This is a genomic window from Kitasatospora sp. NPDC023118 (assembly GCF_055560875.1).
On sequence record NZ_JBVHHW010000030.1, the window covers coordinates 36,882 to 52,692 of the forward strand.

16 protein-coding genes are annotated in these 15,811 nt (G+C 73.7%); 10 read left to right on the forward strand and 6 right to left on the reverse strand.

The window, feature by feature from the left end; translation table 11 throughout:
• Positions 1-187: 187 nt before the first annotated feature.
• On the reverse strand, positions 188-1,063 hold the full coding sequence (locus tag ACZ3UD_RS30495) for a polysaccharide deacetylase family protein (RefSeq protein ID WP_465594786.1): 876 nt from the start codon (positions 1,061-1,063) through the stop codon (positions 188-190).
• A gap of 641 nt (positions 1,064-1,704) precedes the next feature.
• Between ACZ3UD_RS30495 and ACZ3UD_RS30500 the strand changes: the two genes are divergently transcribed.
• Both ACZ3UD_RS30500 and ACZ3UD_RS30505 read left to right on the forward strand, forming a co-directional pair.
• Positions 1,705-1,977, forward strand: a complete 273-nt coding sequence (locus tag ACZ3UD_RS30500) for a hypothetical protein (RefSeq protein WP_465594789.1) — start codon at positions 1,705-1,707, stop codon at positions 1,975-1,977.
• A 326-nt stretch (positions 1,978-2,303) separates the two neighbouring features.
• Entirely contained in the window at positions 2,304-2,792 is a 489-nt protein-coding gene (locus ACZ3UD_RS30505) for an NUDIX hydrolase (protein ID WP_465594792.1), read from the forward strand.
• 14 nt (positions 2,793-2,806) lie between these two features.
• On the opposite strand, the gene ACZ3UD_RS30510 is transcribed toward ACZ3UD_RS30505, so the two are convergent.
• Positions 2,807-3,346 (reverse strand): PTS-dependent dihydroxyacetone kinase phosphotransferase subunit DhaM, encoded by a 540-nt coding sequence (locus ACZ3UD_RS30510; RefSeq protein ID WP_465594795.1) that lies wholly within the window; start codon positions 3,344-3,346, stop codon positions 2,807-2,809.
• A gap of 321 nt (positions 3,347-3,667) precedes the next feature.
• Between ACZ3UD_RS30510 and ACZ3UD_RS30515 the strand changes: the two genes are divergently transcribed.
• The 4 genes from ACZ3UD_RS30515 (at position 3,668) to ACZ3UD_RS30530 (ending at position 6,816) form a co-directional block, all read left to right on the forward strand.
• The gene (locus ACZ3UD_RS30515) at positions 3,668-3,901 is read left to right on the forward strand and encodes a DUF397 domain-containing protein (RefSeq protein WP_465594906.1); all 234 of its coding nucleotides are present in this window, start codon (positions 3,668-3,670) and stop codon (positions 3,899-3,901) included.
• Positions 3,902-4,671: 770 nt separating this feature from the next.
• Positions 4,672-5,166: a hypothetical protein gene (locus tag ACZ3UD_RS30520; RefSeq protein ID WP_380613342.1), complete on the forward strand. Its 495-nt coding sequence runs from the start codon at positions 4,672-4,674 to the stop codon at positions 5,164-5,166.
• Positions 5,167-5,261: 95 nt separating this feature from the next.
• The gene (locus tag ACZ3UD_RS30525; protein WP_350526312.1) at positions 5,262-5,345 is read left to right on the forward strand and encodes a putative leader peptide; all 84 of its coding nucleotides are present in this window, start codon (positions 5,262-5,264) and stop codon (positions 5,343-5,345) included.
• A gap of 361 nt (positions 5,346-5,706) precedes the next feature.
• Positions 5,707-6,816, forward strand: coding sequence for an acyl-CoA dehydrogenase family protein (locus tag ACZ3UD_RS30530; RefSeq protein ID WP_465594799.1), 1,110 nt, complete (start codon positions 5,707-5,709; stop codon positions 6,814-6,816).
• A 35-nt stretch (positions 6,817-6,851) separates the two neighbouring features.
• Here ACZ3UD_RS30530 and ACZ3UD_RS30535 read toward each other — a convergent pair whose 3' ends face one another.
• Positions 6,852-8,063 (reverse strand): aminoglycoside phosphotransferase family protein, encoded by a 1,212-nt coding sequence (locus ACZ3UD_RS30535; protein WP_465594802.1) that lies wholly within the window; start codon positions 8,061-8,063, stop codon positions 6,852-6,854.
• 472 nt (positions 8,064-8,535) lie between these two features.
• Here ACZ3UD_RS30535 and ACZ3UD_RS30540 point away from each other — a divergent pair, with 472 nt between their 5' ends.
• Complete coding sequence (locus ACZ3UD_RS30540; RefSeq protein ID WP_465594805.1) at positions 8,536-10,017, forward strand: DNA-binding protein NsdB; 1,482 nt, start codon at positions 8,536-8,538, stop codon at positions 10,015-10,017.
• A gap of 56 nt (positions 10,018-10,073) precedes the next feature.
• On the opposite strand, the gene ACZ3UD_RS30545 is transcribed toward ACZ3UD_RS30540, so the two are convergent.
• A complete protein-coding gene (locus ACZ3UD_RS30545; RefSeq protein ID WP_465594808.1) occupies positions 10,074-10,607 on the reverse strand; it encodes a PAS domain-containing protein in 534 nt (177 codons plus the stop codon).
• Positions 10,608-10,894: 287 nt separating this feature from the next.
• Here ACZ3UD_RS30545 and ACZ3UD_RS30550 point away from each other — a divergent pair, with 287 nt between their 5' ends.
• A complete protein-coding gene (locus ACZ3UD_RS30550) occupies positions 10,895-12,394 on the forward strand; it encodes a HEAT repeat domain-containing protein (RefSeq protein WP_465594811.1) in 1,500 nt (499 codons plus the stop codon).
• A gap of 149 nt (positions 12,395-12,543) precedes the next feature.
• Here ACZ3UD_RS30550 and ACZ3UD_RS30555 read toward each other — a convergent pair whose 3' ends face one another.
• Together ACZ3UD_RS30555 and ACZ3UD_RS30560 are read right to left on the reverse strand one after the other, a co-directional pair.
• Positions 12,544-13,257, reverse strand: coding sequence for a class I SAM-dependent methyltransferase (locus ACZ3UD_RS30555; RefSeq protein WP_465594814.1), 714 nt, complete (start codon positions 13,255-13,257; stop codon positions 12,544-12,546).
• Between the two features lie 72 nt (positions 13,258-13,329).
• Positions 13,330-13,881 (reverse strand): PadR family transcriptional regulator, encoded by a 552-nt coding sequence (locus ACZ3UD_RS30560; RefSeq protein WP_465594817.1) that lies wholly within the window; start codon positions 13,879-13,881, stop codon positions 13,330-13,332.
• Between the two features lie 150 nt (positions 13,882-14,031).
• Between ACZ3UD_RS30560 and ACZ3UD_RS30565 the strand changes: the two genes are divergently transcribed.
• Positions 14,032-14,802, forward strand: a complete 771-nt coding sequence (locus tag ACZ3UD_RS30565; protein WP_465594820.1) for an alpha/beta fold hydrolase — start codon at positions 14,032-14,034, stop codon at positions 14,800-14,802.
• Positions 14,803-14,862: 60 nt separating this feature from the next.
• Complete coding sequence (locus tag ACZ3UD_RS30570) at positions 14,863-15,798, forward strand: aminoglycoside phosphotransferase family protein (RefSeq protein WP_465594823.1); 936 nt, start codon at positions 14,863-14,865, stop codon at positions 15,796-15,798.
• Positions 15,799-15,811: the final 13 nt, after the last annotated feature.

Sequence of the window (15,811 nt, forward strand, 5' to 3'; positions counted from 1 at the left end):
TCGTGCAACCCCCGAGACCGCGCGCTCCCCACGGACCCCGCCCAGCAGGAAGTCGGCCCGGCCGACTTCCTGCTGGGCGGGTGGGCGTAGGCGGATTGCCTGTTCGGCAAGGCGTGTGCCAAGGCGAGGCGGGCGCATCGGGTGGGGAAGCCGGTCCCCGGGGCTTCCCCACCCGATGGGCGTGTCGTTAGGCGACCGCTTGGCGGCGCCAGCGGCGGTAGGCGGGTTCGAGGCCGGAGAGGATGGTGTCGAAGCGGCGGGTGCTGGTGGTGGAGTCGACCTGGAGGCGGCTGATCTGGAGGGGGTGGGTGGGGAGGCGGGGGCCGAGGCGGTGGTCGGAGAGGAAGCCGAGGCGGTAGCCGAGCTCCTGCAGGACGGTTTCGGCACGGGGGTCGTGGCCGCCGTCGGGGTACGCGAAGGCGGTCGGGGGTTCGCCGAGCCAGTGAGTGAGGGCTTCGTGGGCGCCGGTGATCTCGGCGCGGACGGTGGCGTCGTCGCAGCGGCCGAGGCACGGGTGCCCCTGGGTGTGGTTGCCGATGGCGACGCCGCCGTCCCGCAGGGCGAGCAGGTCGGCGGGGGTGAGCTGCTCCTGGCGGGGTGGCCGGCGGTCCGCGCTGACCCGCAGTTCGTGCAGGCTGCGGCGCCGGTCCGGGTCGGGCATGGCCTTGAGCCGGGGGAGTAGCTGGGAGGGGTGGCCGCAGTCGAGCGAGCGGGCGCGGCCGCCGTGGCGGGCGAGGAAGTCGGCCTCGTGCCACCAGAAGGGGCGCTCGGTGCCGATGAGCTCGGAGATGACGAAGGCGGTCGCGGGGATGCCGCGCGCGTCGAGGGCGGGCAGGGCGTGGGTGAGGACGCTTCGGTCGGCGTCGTCGAAGGTGACCAGGACGCTGCGCGGCGGCAGCGGCCGCCGCTCGGTGACGGCCTGGAGCACGGCTTCGAGCGAGACCGGGGTGGCCAGCCTTCGAAGCCGGTCGAGCTGGGCGCCGAAGGATCGGTGGTCGGTCACCCCGTGATAGGCGAGGACGGCGAGCCGCTGGGCGGCCCGAGCCCGGAACAGGGGTTGCACGGGGGCGAACCGCAGCCATTCGCCCCGCGCGTCCTGGTGTTCCGTTTCGGCATGCTCCGCGGTGGCGGACGCCTGGTGTCGGCCGGCGCCGTGGTGGTCGGCGCCGTGTCGGTCGGCCCCCTGGTGATCGGCCCCCCGGCGGCCGGCGCCGTGGTGGTCGGCCCCCTGGTGATCGGCCCCCCGGCGGCCGCCTCCGTGGTGGTCGGCCGCCCACCCGGTGGGCGGCGGCAGCGCCCGTACGCCGGGCACGGGCCTGGCGCGGGCGATGGAGATCGGTGTGGTGGACTGGGTTTGCGGCAACGGTTCCCCCTCGGTCGCCGAGCGGCGTGGCGGTCCCGCCGGAGGACGGAGCCCGGCCTCCGACTCCAGGGGGCGGCGGCTCCGCCCCCTGGATATTCCGGTTCTCGGTGGGGGGTTCTCACCCGTCCCGCGAACGGCTCCTGGATCATTCGATGCCATTGAGACCGCTGCCCTACCGGAATGGTTGTACCGGGGGGACGAGGATTTTTCGTGGACTGATTGTGGAGCATGAACACGCGTCCGCAGGCCAGGACCACCTGCGGTCGGCCGGTTGCCCTGTGTGCCGTAGTCCCGACTCCCTGCGGGCTGCCTGCCGCGCGTGCCCGGGGTACCTTGGGCTCATGGCAGATGCGGACCGTGATCCCGCCCCCCGGCACGGCGCGACCCGGATGGCCCGCGCGTGCAGCGGCGGAGCCCTGGTCACCCACCAGATCCCGCTGGCGGTGGTCGGCTTGGCCTGCCTGGCGCTGGGCATCGTCGTGGCCGTGATCGTTCCGGACAGTGACGGACCGGCCTGGGCGATGGCGGTCGCCGGCTGCCTGGCGGCGGGTGTCCTGCTGCTCGGCCGGATCGCCTTCGGCGTGTTCCGCGACCGGCGCCGTGCCGCGCTCTAGCGGGAAGCGAGTGAGAAGCGGGCGGTGACTGCCGAGCGATAGATCAACAGATCGAGTGAAATTGGTCAGATCGACCGAATTTCATCCTGTCCGACAATCGCCCGCCCTTCTTTCACGATTCCCGGACAACCACTTCATCCTGCCCTTACTGTGAATACGCCCTTGTGGCTCGGGGCGCCATGGAGGCGAGCGATGAGTGGCGGACCGGGTACAGCCGCGTCCGCCTCATGAGACACGGTGGCGACCTCGCCGTCGCCGCCCTGCTGCGCCCGTACGGGGACTGCCCCCACGGGGACCAGCCGAGGTAGCCCGCTAGGCTGCGCCGCATGGCCATTCCCCCCTTCCTCGCCGAACTCCGCTCCATGGTCGGCACCCAGCCGCTCTGGCTGAGCGCCGTCGTCGCCGTCGCCGTGGACGACCAGGGCCGGGTGCTGCTCGCCCGCCGGGCCGACGACGGCCGGTGGGCGCCGGTCGGCGGCATCCTCGACCCGGGTGAGCAGCCCGCCGACGGCGTGGTGCGCGAGTGCCTGGAGGAGACCGGCGTGGTGGTCGTTCCCGAGCTGCTCGCCTCGGTCACCGTGTCTCCGCAGGTCACCTACCCGAACGGCGATGTGACGCAGTACCTGGTGCTGACCTTCCGCTGCCGGGCGGTCGGCGGCGAGGCGCGGGTGAACGACGACGAGTCGCTGGAGGTGGGCTGGTTCGGACTGGACGAGCTGCCGCCGATGATCGACACCGAGCACGAGCGGCTGCGCCACGCCCTGGAGTGCCGGGGCCCGGCGATCTTCAGCTGGGACGACAAGGAGCGCCCGTAGGGCTTGCCAGCCCGTCAGGCCTTGCCCTGCCGGTAGGCCTCCTCCGCCGCGTCCAGCACCGCTGCCAGGTCCCCGCCCGCCGTGGCGGTCGCCGTGGCGGCCACCGCGCCCTCCACGAACGGCGCGTTCGCGAAGCGGACCGGGAAGGGCAAGCCGTGCTCGTCGGCGTCCGAGAGCAGGGCCCGGACGGTGCTGACCGCCCCGCCCAGGTCGGCGAGCACCACCACACCGTGGCCCTGGTCGACCCGGCGGGTGGCGGCGGCCACCAGCACCGCGCTGATGCCCGGTCCGTCGGCCGGATCGCCACCGGTCGCGGCGACCGGCGCGGGGGAGTCGGATCCGGTCAAAGCGAGTGCCAGGTCGCGTACGGCGGTGGCCAGTTCCTGGCTGTGCGAGACCAGGACGATCCCGACCCGGCCGTGCGCGGACGGCCGGGCGGGGGTGGGCCGGGGCAGCGGGGTGGGTACGGGCGGGGTGCGGGGCGCCGGAGGATGGGCCGAGGGGGCGTCGGAGATGGGGATGACGTCGGCGCGGGTTCCGTCCCGGCGGCTCATCGGCTGCTCCTCAAGGCTGGGTCGTGGGCTGGAGGGTGGGTCCGGGGCCGTACGCGCGCCCTGGCAGCACTCTGGCAGCTGCCCCGGCGCCCGCCGGTCGGGACACGCCTCGGCGCGCCTGGACGAGTCCCGCGGAGCCGCTACGACGCCCCGAGGCCCCTCGGCCGTTCCTCCGGCCGCCCTCCTCCGGGGCCCGCCTCCCCTCTCGGAGGGAGTCCTCGCCAACCCGCTGACCGGGCCCGGGAGGTGTGGCTAGGCTGGCCCTGGAATGCCGTCGGGAGGAGATCGTCAGTGGCAGTCAACAGCGGTACGGACACCGAGGTGGTCGGCGCGCAGCCGGAGCTGGCGCCGAGCGGGAAGCCGAAGGTGGACTTCACCGGGGCGGAGTGGCTGTGCAGCAGCCAGGGCGTCGGGGACGTCCAGATCGCGTTCGTGGACGGGTACATCGGGATGCGGGACGGCCGTCAGGAGGGCGGTCCGATCCTGGTCTTCACCCCGGCCGAGTGGCGGGCCTTCGTGCTCGGCGCCCGGGACGGCGAGTTCGACCTCACCTGAGCCACCGGCGCGCACCCGCGGAGCGGACCCGTCCGGCACGGAAGTGCACGGCGGACGGGTCCGCTCCGCAGGTGGTTCAGCAGACGATTTCCGCACCGAACATCACAACTGATGATCTTTTGAGCGTGCCCCGTCAGAATTTCTGTTGACTGTTAGACAAACGCAGCTCAGAGTATGAGCACAGGCAGACGCCGTGCCCACCGCCCCCACGCGGCCAGACACGGCGCCTGCTGTGCGGCCCGGCAGCACTGCCAGGCCATCCTCCCAGTCATCCCCTGCGCACCGGGGTGCGTCGGCCGGTCCCGGCCCACAAGGGGCCGGCAGTCGCCGGGAGGCTGGCGCCGAATCCGAGAGCGACTCGGATAACGGCACCTTTTGCTCGGGACCCGCACGCCCCCACGCGGCGGCGTCCCGAGCAGATCCACGGGAGCGACGGGCCGGGGCCCCGCGGATCTGGCTCTTGTTACATGTGGTGCATGGAACTGCGTGGAACTGTTGGCTTGTGTGTTGTGCGGTGTGCGATGACGAAGCTGGGCGCTCTGCTTTTCGGCACGACAAGTGCACAGTGAGGGATACGCGTGTAGGGCCGCGTTGCGACGTGCCGTCCCCCCGGAGGGTGAAACCCAGAACGGCTGTCGTGCTGAACCGAACGTAGCCCGGACGGTTGCTCAGAGTCAACATTGGTCTCTGAGCGTCGATCTCCCGCCGGTCCCGAGTCGGCGCCCCACCCACCTCGCGAGTGCGGTGTGCCGGGCACGTACGATGTTCCCATGTCTTTTCTCCGCCGTCGCTCCGGACAGCCCGCCGGCCCGGACTTCGACGTGCTCGCGATGGACCCGGGCGACTGGCCCGGCGACTTCGGTGCGGCCATGATGACCGGCCCGGACGGCTCCTGCCAGGGGATTTTCCTGCGCTACGACCTGTTCGGCGGCAGAGGCCCGGCGATGTTCATCGGCAATCTCCCCGAGGGCTCGCCCGCTCGGGAGACCGGCGACAGCGTGCCCTTCGAGGTGCGGCAGCTGCTCGCGGCGCTGGAGAACGACGAGCCGGTCGAGTTCGTCTCGGCCGAGGACTTCCCGGTCATGCTCGGGGACGACCTGCTGATCGTGAAGAAGGTCAAGGTCAGCGAGGAGCGCGTGTTCTGCGCCCAGTTCGGCCGCAGCGACGGCGTCCTGGTCACCATCGCGTCCTGGGACCGACCGATTTCGGACGACCTGTATCAGCTGCTGAAGCCGCTTCCGGCCGACATGTTCCAGCAGGGCTGATTCCGGCGGGGCTGATTCCGGCACGGCCGACCGGCCCCACCTGGGGCCCGGACGCTGCTTGACGGTTTCGATCATCGGTTCGTACAGTCGCGGACATGCCGTGCCGTCTCCCGCTGCTGACCCGTCGCAGGCATCTCGACCTGCGGCGGACCGCCAGCGCGGCGTGTCCGGGCCGCTGAGGGGGTTTTCGCCCCCGTGGCGGTGGCAACCGGCCTGATCCGGTCGGTGGTGCCGAGTCCGGGGTGGGCCGTGTGTCGACATCCGGGGCCGCCAACCGGTTTCGCACGCCCGTGCGGCGTGCCGTCCGCACTCGCTGAGCCCACGCTGCCGCCCGGAGGCACCAGCACCATGACGACCACCGCTGCCACCGATCGTCCCTCGAACGATCGTTCCCGAACCGAGTCATCGGGTTCCGGCCACTCTGCCTCAGCCCGCTCGACTTCAGGCCACTCGACTCCCGGCCACACCGTTTCAGGCCACCCCACGTCGCCCGCGCCCGACCGCACCGCGGTCGAGGCCGCCCTGGCCGGACTGCCCCGGGTGGTCGACCTGCTCGCCGCCCGCGCCGAGGAGCACGACCGCGACGCCACCTTCCCGTACCAGGGCATCGAGGCGGTCCACGAGGCCGGGCTGCTCACCCTGACCGTCTCCCCGCGGTACGGCGGACCGGGCGGCACGCTCACCGACATCGTCCGGGTGCTGGCCCAACTCGGCCGCGGCGACGCCTCGGTGGCCGTGGTCACCGCCTTCACCCTGCTCCGGCACGCCGAGCAGGCCCGCCGCGCCGGCTGGCCGACGGCCGGCTACCGGCGACTGCTCACCGAGTCCCGGCGCGGGCCCGTGCTGGTCAACACGCTCCGGGCGGAGCCCGCGGGCCGACCGGACGGACTGCCCGGGACGGTGGCCCGACGGGACGGCGGCGGCTGGCTGCTGACCGGCCGGAAGACGTACTGCACCGGCGCCGAGGCACTGGCCTGGATGGGGGTCACCGCACGGACCGACGAGCCCGAGCCGAGGATCGGCACCTTCCTGGTCCGCGGCGAGAGCGAGGGCCTGGAGATCGACCCGACCTGGGACCAGCTCGGCCTGCGGGCCAGCGCCAGCCACGATGTCGTCCTCGACAGGGTGCGGGTGCCGGCCGAACTCGCGCTCGGCCTCGGCGCCCCCGGGCAGGAGGACCGTGCGGAGGCCGAACTCTCCCGCGCCTGGCAGGATCTGGCCCTCGCCGCAGTGGCGATCGGCGTCGCCCGGGCCGCCGAATCCTGGCTGGTTCGCTTCCTCGGCCAACGCACTCCGGCCAATCCGGCCGAACCGCTCGGCACCCTGCCCCGTTACCGCTGCGCCCTCGGCGAGATCGAGGCCCAGCTGATCGGCGCCGAGGAACTGGTCGAGGGTCTGGCCCCCCGGGTGGACCGGGGCGAACCGGACGCCGTGGCCCGGACCGGTCCGGCTCAGCTGCTGGCCACCCGGGCCGCCACCGCGGCGGTCCAGCAGGCCGTCGCGCTCACCGGCAACCCGGGGCTGAGCCGGCGTCACCCGCTGGAGCGTTACCTGCGGGACGTGCTCAGCAGCCGGGTGCACCTCGCGCCGGAGGAAGCCGTCCTGGAGGCCACCGGCCGGGCCGCCCTGGAGCGCGGCGCCCGGCCGTAGCACCCCAGGACGCACCGGCCGCGGAACCTCCGGCCTCAGCGCGTCCCGACCGCGGCCCGGACGGCCCGACGGGCCAGCGCGGCGTCGTCGTAGAGCCGGCGGATCATGATCCGCTGCTCCTCGCCGGCGCCCGGCACGTCGTACAGCCGGATCTCCCGCATCAGCACCAGCACCAGGTTCACCAGGAACGCGTCCCGGGCCAGCGTGCCGCCGCTCTGGGCGAGTTGGCTGATCTGGCGGCGGGCGGCGGTGTCGCCGGAGAGCACGCTCCACAGCACCGCCAGGTCGTAGCCCGGCAGGTACCAGCCGGCCTGCTCCCAGTCGACCAGCACCGGCCCGGACGGCGCCAGCAGCATGTTGCTGAGCAGGGCGTCGCCGTGGCACAGCTGCAACGGGGTGTGGCCGAGGCCGTGCAGCAGGCCGCGCAGGTCGCCGGCGTCCCGGTCGGTGAGCTGGCCCACGGAGTGGTAGCGGGCGATCTCCAACTGGTAGTCCAGGCGCGGCCGGAACACGTCGCTCGGCGGCCGCCACAGGTTCAGCGTCCGGACCGCGCCGAGCAGCGCCCGCACCTCGCCCGGGGTGGGTGCGTTGACCGGGTGGCGTTCCCGGGCGGCCGGCCGCCCGGGAACGCGCTCCACGACCAGCACGCAGCGGTCGTGGTCGGCCGCGACCAGCCGGGGCAGCCGCACCGGCGGGCGGTGCCGGACGAACGCCCGGTAGACCGCGACCTCGTGGTGGAAGTCGGCCACCAGCTGCTCGAAGTACTCACTCCGCACCGCCTGCGGCGCCAGGCACTTGGCGACCACCGGCGCCCGCCCGATGGTGCCCGCCACCAGGATGTGGCGGCTGCCCTCGCGCAGGACCTGGCGCGGGGTGAACGCCGGACATATCCGCGCGACGCTCGCCAGCGCGGCCCGTACCGCCGGGGTCTGCAGCGCGGACGGGTCGATCCGGTCGGGTCCGGCCGGCTGGCCGGGCCGTCGGGCGCGCAGCACCTGGCCGTCGGCCTGGCGGGCGAGCGGGAGGCGGTGGCCGGGCGGCGGGGCGACCTCGGAGCCGCGCAGTCCCAGCGCCGCACGGCCGACCGGGACCCGGGCGTCCGTGGACCGGCCCTCGGTGCCGCGCGGAGCCACCGGACGGCTCGCCGGGGGCACCTGCTTCGGGCCGGGACGGCCGGCGGCTGCGGTGGGGGGGCGCAGCGCGGTGCGGGTCGCGGTCGGCGTGGGGGTGGTCGCTGAGGAGTACATGGGCTGAGGGTGGTCCCTTCCGGTCCGTCGGCGGGTTCTCCCCGCGGGGGTGGGGGAGGGCCGGTGCCGTGTGCTTCCTGGTGCGACGGCGGCCCTGCTGCGGTCGGTGGGTGGTGCGCGGGCGCCGGGCACGGACGCGGGGTCGGAACCCCTGTTCGGCAGTGCTCCGGCCGTCCGCACCCTGGGGAATGCGGTCGGCCGGATCGCCGTGGCCGTGCCCGGCGCCCCCGCGCCACCCGGCCGCGCCACCCCCTCGGGTGAGGACCGGGAGCGTCCCGTGCCACGGTCGGGGGACTGCCTCGGCCCTGGTGGGACGCCGCCCGACCCGAGGGGCGAGGTGGCGCACCTCTACAATACACCCGTCGGGCACTGGCTGAGTAGTCTGGCGGGCCCTGGCGAACGGTGGCGAATGCTCGCCTGGCACTTGCCCGAGCCTCTAGCCTCGGAGAAGCCGAGGAACCTGGGGGCTTCATTGAGCAGGGGACCCAACACCCGACTCGCCGATCTGTTCGTCCTGACCGGATGGTCCAAGGGCGAGTTGGCGCGGCTGGTCAACCGTCGGGGTGCCGCGCTGGGGCAGCAGCAGCTGTCCACCGACACGTCGAGGGTACGGCGTTGGATCGAGCAGGGGGAGATCCCGCGCGATCCGGTGCCGAGGGTGCTGGCAGCCGTGTTCACGGAGCGGCTCGGCCGTGTCGTCACCACTGAGGACCTCGGTCTGGAACGACACCGGCCCACCAGGTCCGGAGCGGAGCCGTCCGCAGCAGTGCCATGGTCGCCGGGTCGAACAGCCGCGGTCCTCACCGAGTTCACGGGAATGGACCTCATGCTGAACCGACGTGGATTGGTGGGCGCTGGAGCCGCGCTCACGGCCGGGGCGGTCATCGCCGACTCGTTGAAGGGCTGGCTGGGCGGGGACGCCGTCGCGTACGCGGCCTCGGTGCCCGGCCCGCGCCAGGTGGTCACCGGGGGCGGAGCGCGCCCGGTGGTGGACGTGTACGACGCGGGCCCGGTCGGGCTCGACGAGGTGGAGTCGCTGGAGCGCTCGGTGCAGGTGTTCCGGGCCTGGGACGCGGCGCGCGGCGGCGGGCTCCAGCGCAAGGCGGTGGTGGGTCAACTCAACGAGGTGGGTGGCCTCCTGACGCACCGCCACGATCCGGTGGTGGAGCAGCGGTTGTGGCTGGTCGCGGCCAACCTCGCGGTGCTCGCGGGCTGGATGTCGCACGACGTGGGCCTGGAGCCCACCGCCCAGCGTTACTTCATGATCGCGGCCGAGGCGGCCAAGGAGGCCGGCGACCGGCCGCGGGCCGGTGAGGCGATCTCCCGGGCGGCGCGGCAGATGGTGCACCTGGGCCGGGCCGACGACGCGATCGACCTGATGTCGGCGGCCAAGGCCTCGGGCGGCCGGCTGCTGCCCAGAACGCGTGCGATGTTCAACACCGTCGAGGCCTGGGCGCACGCCTCGATCGGCCACTCCCAGGACACCTACCGCCTCCTCGGTGAGGCGGAGGAGCTGTTCACCGAGGACGCGCAGGAGCCGGCGCCGAACTGGATGCAGGTCTTCGACGAGGCGGAGCTGCGCGGCATGCAGGCCCTGGTGCTGCGCACGCTGTCCGAGCACGACCAGTCGGCGGCCGCCCTGGCCCGGCGGCACGCGGAGCGGGTGATCACCCTGCGGGAGGGCACCGGGCAGCTGCGCTCGGCGCTGTTCGACCGGATCACCCTGGCCTCGGTGCACTGGATCACCGGGGAACCGGACGCGGCGGAGTTCCAGGCCAAGATGGTGATGAACCTGATCGGCCAGAACTCCTCGCACCGGACCTGGGACCGGCTGCGCGAGATGTACCGGCTGACCACGCGGTACCGGGGACTGCCGGTGGTGGACGAGCTGCGGGCGGAGCTCGGGCGGGAACTGCGGGCGGCGGACGCCAAGAACCGGCCGCGGCTGTCGTGAGGCGGGCGGCTCGCGCGAGCCGTTCGAGGAGGAGCGGGGCCGCGGGCCGCGCTGGTTCAGGCCGGTGAGGCCGGCCGGAGCAGCATCCGCAGCGCGGTGACGGTGCCGTCCGTGCCGAGCACGGGTTCGCCCGCGCACTCGACGCTGTCGTGTCGTCCGTCGGTCCGGCGGATCCGCAGGGTGCCGGCGGCCGGGCGGCCGTGCACCAGGGCGTCGGTCATCATCCGGCGCAGCATCGGCCGGTCCGCCTCGGGGAGGCGGTCGGGCAGCCGGTCGAGGCTGAGCGGGCCGTGGCCCGGGTCGCAGCCGAGGAGGAGGTAGGTCTCCGCGTTCCACTGAATGCCGTCGGTCAGCAGGTCCCACTCGGCCGAGCCGACGATCCGGTCGTCGGTGCCGCCGTTGTCGAGGTGGGGGCCGGACGGGTCCTGCGCCGTGCCGTCCACTCTGCCGTCCGTTCCGCTGTCGGCGCCGTCGCCCGTCTCGTCGCGGGCGCGGCCCGTGCCGCCCGCGGAGCCCGGGCCGTCCGCGCCCGCCGGGCCGTTCACCGCGGCGCTGTCCGGCGGGCGGGTGGCTCCTAAAGGCATGTTCATGACGGGTCCATCGCTCGGTGCGACCAGCCGTGTGCGGGTCGTTGGGGTAGTGAGAAGACTGTCGCACAGCGTCCTCATCGCTGTGGGCGATTTGGACAGATCGCAGGCAAAATTCCCCTGGCATATGCCACTGTGGCAGCAGCCTTCGTCGCCCTGTGTGCGGAAGGGGGCCCGAGGCGGTAACCTTCGGTGATTCCGGCGCCCGGGCGCCCACCGCAGTACCGACCAGAGACCCCGGCGACGGAAATCCCGTTGCCACTACGACCGCCGCAACGGATGCTGACCTCATGTTCGAGCCAGTGATAGCACCCAGTGCCAGCCTCCTAGGCCTCCTGCAGCGAGGCCGTGGTGACGGGCAGCTCCATGCGCTGGCCGCCGACCGTGCCGAGGCCATCGCCGCGCTGGAGGAGTGCGTCACCAGGGATCCGCGGGCCGACTGGCAGGTCGAGAGCCGCTCCCTCTACTACGCCCGTCTCTACATGGAGCTGGAGGCCTCCCTCGACGGGATCGAGGACCACCTCCACTCCGCCGAGGACCTCGTCAACGACGACGAGAACCGCACCGGTCTCGCCCTCTCCGTCCTGGGCCACCTGGCCGCCTACGGCCGGCGCGACGCGCTGCTGATGCTGCGCGAGTACGCCGCCACGGGCGCCAACTGGGCCTGGGCCCTGGACGAGCTCGCCCTGCGCGACGACGACCGCGGCCTGCTGCTGCTCGGCACCGCCGTGCTGGACCGCTTCCCGCCGGGCCCCGAGGGCGACGCCGAGCTGCGCGACTTCATCCGCAACGCGTACGAGCCCCGGCCCTGGCGGCTGTGGGCGGCCTACCACCCGAGAGTCGCCGCGGCGAGCGAGCAGTCACCCTTCGACCTCTGGCAGCGCCAGCTGAACCGCAGCGGCGTCACCCCGGGCTGGTCCACCGCCGACGTGCTGGCCTGGGCCGACCAGGGTGAGCTGGGCGGCCTCGGCGCCGGCGCCTTCCTGGCCCGCCCGGAGCCCGAGCGGGCCGAGGACGACCCGTCCGCGCCCGACGCCGTGGACCGCCGCGCCGCCGCGGCCGCCCGCTGCCTGACCGCCGTGGTCCGGCCCGAGGACCGTCCGGTCCTGCTGGAGGCCGCCCGCGACGGCCTGCCCGGCGCCCGGCGGGCCGCCCTGCGCTACCTGGTCGACCAACGCGACCCGGTCGCCATCGAGCTGATCGAGGCTGCCGCAGCTGACGTGGACGAGCGGATGGTGCGGGCCGCGCTGGAGCTGTTCGGCCGGATGCGCGGCCCCGAGGTGCTGGCGCAGGCCCGCCGCTGGGCCGACCCGGCCAGCGGAGGCGCCGACAGCGCGCTCGGCGAGGCCGCCGTCCGACTGCTCGCCGATGCCGGGGAGCCGGCCGACGCGCCGCTGGTGGTCGCCGGGCTGCGCCGCTGGATGTCCGTGCGCGGGGTCAGCGGTCCCGGGCTCGGTTCGCTGGTCGACGGTGCGGGGCGGCTGGCCGCCGCCGACGCCGTACCGGTCCTGCGCCACATCTACGGGGAGGCCGCCTCCTCCGAACTGCGCGGCCGCGCCGCCCGGGCGCTCGCCGCCACCGATGTGCACTTCCCCGAGGGGCCCGCCGTCGAGTGCCTCTGGGACTGCGAGGAGTCCACGCGCGAGCTCGCCGCGCGCCATGTCGCCACCACGGGCGACGCGCGTGTGCTGGAGCGGCTGCGAAGGCTTGCCGCCGACCCGGCCGAGGAGGCCGAGGTCCACGCCGCCGTCCGCGGCCGATTGACCGCCGCCCGGGAGTTCGGGCGCTAGGTCCTCGACGTTCAGTGGGCCGGGACACCGTGAAGGTGTCCCGGCCCACTGCTTTTGGTGCCTTCTGTTGTCTTCTGTGGAACGGCGTTCTACTTGATCGCACCGGCGTTGCGCTCTCTGAGGGGCCTCGCGCTCCGGGCCACCACGGCTCAGCCGAGTGGGCGGGCCCTGACCCAGGTGCGGTCCTCCGTCAGGTACCTCTCGACCCGCAGGCCGGCGTCCGCCAGGGCCTGTTCGAAGGCCTCCGTGCTGAGCGGGCGGGAGAGGAAGGTCTGCGTCCAGGCGCCGTCCGGGAATTCGTACTGCGCGTGGACGGAGCTCACCCCGTCACCCACCGGTGTGGCGGAGAGGATCCGGGCGATGCCGTCCGCCCCGATCCGGCTCTCGCGCGGAACGTTCAGGTGCCAGTCCTCGCCCTCGCGCTGCACCAGCACGCAGCCGTCCTCGGCGACATGGCGGCGGCAGGTCTCCAGCAGGCCCCGGCGGACGGCCACATCGCCGGCGTGCACCAGGAAGGAGGCGAGCATGACGACGTCGAAGCGCTCGCCGAGGTCCAGCCGCTCGATCGGGCTGCGCACGGTGCGGATGCCTTCGCGCACCCGGCCCAGCATCTCGGCGGACTCGTCCACGGCCGTCACGGTGAAGCCGCGGTCGACCAGCGGGTGGGTCATCCGGCCGACGCCGCAGCCCAGTTCGAGGATGCGCGCGCCGGGCGGCACGGCGGCCTCGATCACGTCCGGTGCGTCACCCACCGGGAGGCGGCTCCACACCTCGACCGCGCAGCCGTCGGGGGTGATCGCGCCCGCGCCCGTGCCGTCGTAACCGCGGCGTCGTTCGTCGTGCATGTGAGTGTCGTTGCCCATGGGGCCATCGGAACACGGGCGGGGTCCGGCGGGAAGGACGGTACGGCGTCTTTCGGTCAGTGCGTCAGTTCGTCAGCCCGTCGCTCCGCCGGTTCGTCCGGCCTCCGCCAGCTCGGCCAGGGCGGCGCGCAGCCAGGAGAGTTCGGCCTCGGTCGTCGCGCGGGCTGTCAGCAGCAGGCCGCGCCGGAACGGATCGGCGAACTCCTCGGCGCTGCGCGGTCGGTCGCCCTCGTAGTAGAAGCTGGCCGGCTCGGAGAGGAAGTCCAGTCGGCGGCGGAGCACGGCGGCCTGGGTGGCCGGGTCGTCGAGGTGGCGCAGGAAGGAGAGCACGGTGGTCCAGCGGTTGCCGTCGCTGATGTCCAGCGGCTCGGGCTCGCGCAACCGGTCGAGCAGGGCGGTGCGGCCGGCCTCGGTGAGGTGCAGAGTGTGCCGGGGAGCGGCGGCGCTGCCGGGCTCGGTCCGGCGGACCAGCAGGCCGTCGGCCTCCAGGCGCTTGATCGCGGGGTAGAGCGTGCCGTCGCTGATCGGGCGGATGTGGCCGGTGAGCCCCGCTAGGTGGCGGCGCAGCTCGTAGCCGTGCAGCGGCCGGTCGTACAGGAATCCGAGGATCGCGAGCTTCAGCATGGGGCCACTCTCTCAGATCAGTGACTCGGGGCATGGGTATATCGATGCCGTGATACATCGATATCGAGGTATGCTCTCGGCGTTTCCCTCGAACCACTCGAGCCACTCGAACCATTCGAACGAGCCACTTCGAACCAGGAGCGTGCGCGCATGCGTGAAGCCCCCGTCACCCCGAACGGCGACCGGATCCGCTGGGTCGAGCTGCCCGGCGCCGAGCCCGCCAGGCTCTACCTGCACGGGCTGGGCGCCAGCTCGCCGGTCTACTTCGCCGCCGCTGCCGCCCACCCGCTGCTCTCCGGGCGCCGCTCGCTGCTGCTCGACCTGCTCGGCTTCGGCATCAGCGACCGGCCCGCCGACTTCGACTACACCCTGGAGGCGCACGCCGACGCGGTCGCGGCGGCCGTCGCGGCGGCCGGGCTGAACCGGGTCGAGCTAGTCGGCCACAGCATGGGCGGCGCGATCGCGATCGTCCTGGCGCACCGGCATCCCGAACTGGTCGAGCGGCTGCTCCTGGTGGACGCCAACCTGGACCCGATCACCCCCAGCCGCCAGCGGATCGGCAGCAGCGGGATCGCCGCCTACACGGAGGCGGAGTTCCTGGCCGGCGGGCGGGAGGAGGTCGCCGGGCGGGTCGGACCGTTCTGGTGGTCCACGATGCGGCTGGCCGGCCCGGAGGGCCTGTACCGCAGCGCCGTGCACCTCGCCCGGGGGAGCGAGCCGACCATGCGCGAACTGCTGCTCGGGCTCGACCTCCCGCGCACCTTCCTGCACCCGGCGGCGGACGGCGACCCGGAGGGCGTCGACGGGCTGCGCACGGCGGGCGTGCGGGTGGTGGCCGTGCCGGACTGCGGGCACAACATCATGCTCGACAATCCGGAGGGCTTCGCGTCGGCGGCCGCGGCGGCGCTCAGTACGGATTGAGCTCCAACAGGGTTGAGCGCGAACTAGGCTGAGCGGGACCGCCCGAGAGGAGCCCGCCCGATGCCCGTCGAGGTCCCCGAGGTCCCGCCCGCGCTGGCCCGGTCGCTGGAGGAGTTCCTCGGCGTCGAGGGGCGCGCCTGGGCGGCCCGACTGCCCGCCCTGGCAGGCGAGTTGCTGGACCGATGGGAGCTGCGCCCGGACGGGCCGGCGGCACACGGCGTGGCCGGACTGGTGCTACCGGTGCGGCGGGCAGACGGGACGCCCGCGGTGCTGAAGCTCCAACCCGTGGACGAGGAGACGGCCGGCGAGCCCGACGCCCTGCGGGCCTGGGACGGGCGGGGCGCCGTCCGCCTGCTCGACCATGAACCGGCCTCCGGATCCATGCTCTTGGAACGGCTGGACCCGTCACGCTCGCTGCTCGGCCTGCCCGACCACCTGGCGGCGCTGCGTGTGCTCGCCGAGCTGCTCCGTCAGTTGACGGAACATCAGGCACCCGCTCACCTGCGGACGTTGGCTGACCTTGCGGACGGGCTGCTGGCGGAGGCCCCGGCCGTGGCCGCCGCCCTCGCCGACCCGGACGAGCGACGGCTGCTCGCCGACTGCGCGGCCGCCCTGCGCGAGGTGCGGGCCGAGTCCGGTGACCGGCTGCTGCACTGGGACCTGCACTACGGCAACGTCCTCGCCCCGCTGCCGGGCAGCGGCCGCGGGCCCTGGCTGGCCATCGACCCCAAGCCGCTCGCCGGGCACCCCGGCTTCGAGCTGCTGCCCGCGCTGCGCAACCGCTGGAACGACCTGCGGGCCGGCGGCGCCCCCGACCGGGCGCTGCGGCTGCGCTTCGACCTCCTGCTGGACGTACTGGAGTTGGACCGCGAGGTGGCGGCGGCCTGGACGCTGGCCCGGGTGCTGCAGAACGCGGCCTGGGCGGCGGAGGAGGGCGAGACGACGCTCGACCCGGCCCAGCGCACCATCGCGGAGCTGCTGTCGGGTCGGGCCTGAAACCCTTGGTGCT

Bases quoted from the DNA above. Each gene is read 5' to 3' on its own strand.
- ACZ3UD_RS30500 (WP_465594789.1), top strand. From the start codon at position 1,705: ATGGCAGATGCGGACCGTGATCCCGCCCCCCGGCACGGCGCGACCCGG.
- ACZ3UD_RS30505 (WP_465594792.1), top strand. From the start codon at position 2,304: ATGGCCATTCCCCCCTTCCTCGCCGAACTCCGCTCCATGGTCGGCACC.
- ACZ3UD_RS30510 (WP_465594795.1), bottom strand. From the start codon at position 3,346: ATGAGCCGCCGGGACGGAACCCGCGCCGACGTCATCCCCATCTCCGAC.
- ACZ3UD_RS30520 (WP_380613342.1), top strand. From the start codon at position 4,672: ATGTCTTTTCTCCGCCGTCGCTCCGGACAGCCCGCCGGCCCGGACTTC.
- ACZ3UD_RS30525 (WP_350526312.1), top strand. From the start codon at position 5,262: ATGCCGTGCCGTCTCCCGCTGCTGACCCGTCGCAGGCATCTCGACCTG.
- ACZ3UD_RS30535 (WP_465594802.1), bottom strand. From the start codon at position 8,063: ATGTACTCCTCAGCGACCACCCCCACGCCGACCGCGACCCGCACCGCG.
- ACZ3UD_RS30545 (WP_465594808.1), bottom strand. From the start codon at position 10,607: ATGAACATGCCTTTAGGAGCCACCCGCCCGCCGGACAGCGCCGCGGTG.
- ACZ3UD_RS30550 (WP_465594811.1), top strand. From the start codon at position 10,895: ATGTTCGAGCCAGTGATAGCACCCAGTGCCAGCCTCCTAGGCCTCCTG.
- ACZ3UD_RS30555 (WP_465594814.1), bottom strand. From the start codon at position 13,257: ATGGGCAACGACACTCACATGCACGACGAACGACGCCGCGGTTACGAC.
- ACZ3UD_RS30560 (WP_465594817.1), bottom strand. From the start codon at position 13,881: ATGCTGAAGCTCGCGATCCTCGGATTCCTGTACGACCGGCCGCTGCAC.
- ACZ3UD_RS30565 (WP_465594820.1), top strand. From the start codon at position 14,032: ATGCGTGAAGCCCCCGTCACCCCGAACGGCGACCGGATCCGCTGGGTC.
- ACZ3UD_RS30570 (WP_465594823.1), top strand. From the start codon at position 14,863: ATGCCCGTCGAGGTCCCCGAGGTCCCGCCCGCGCTGGCCCGGTCGCTG.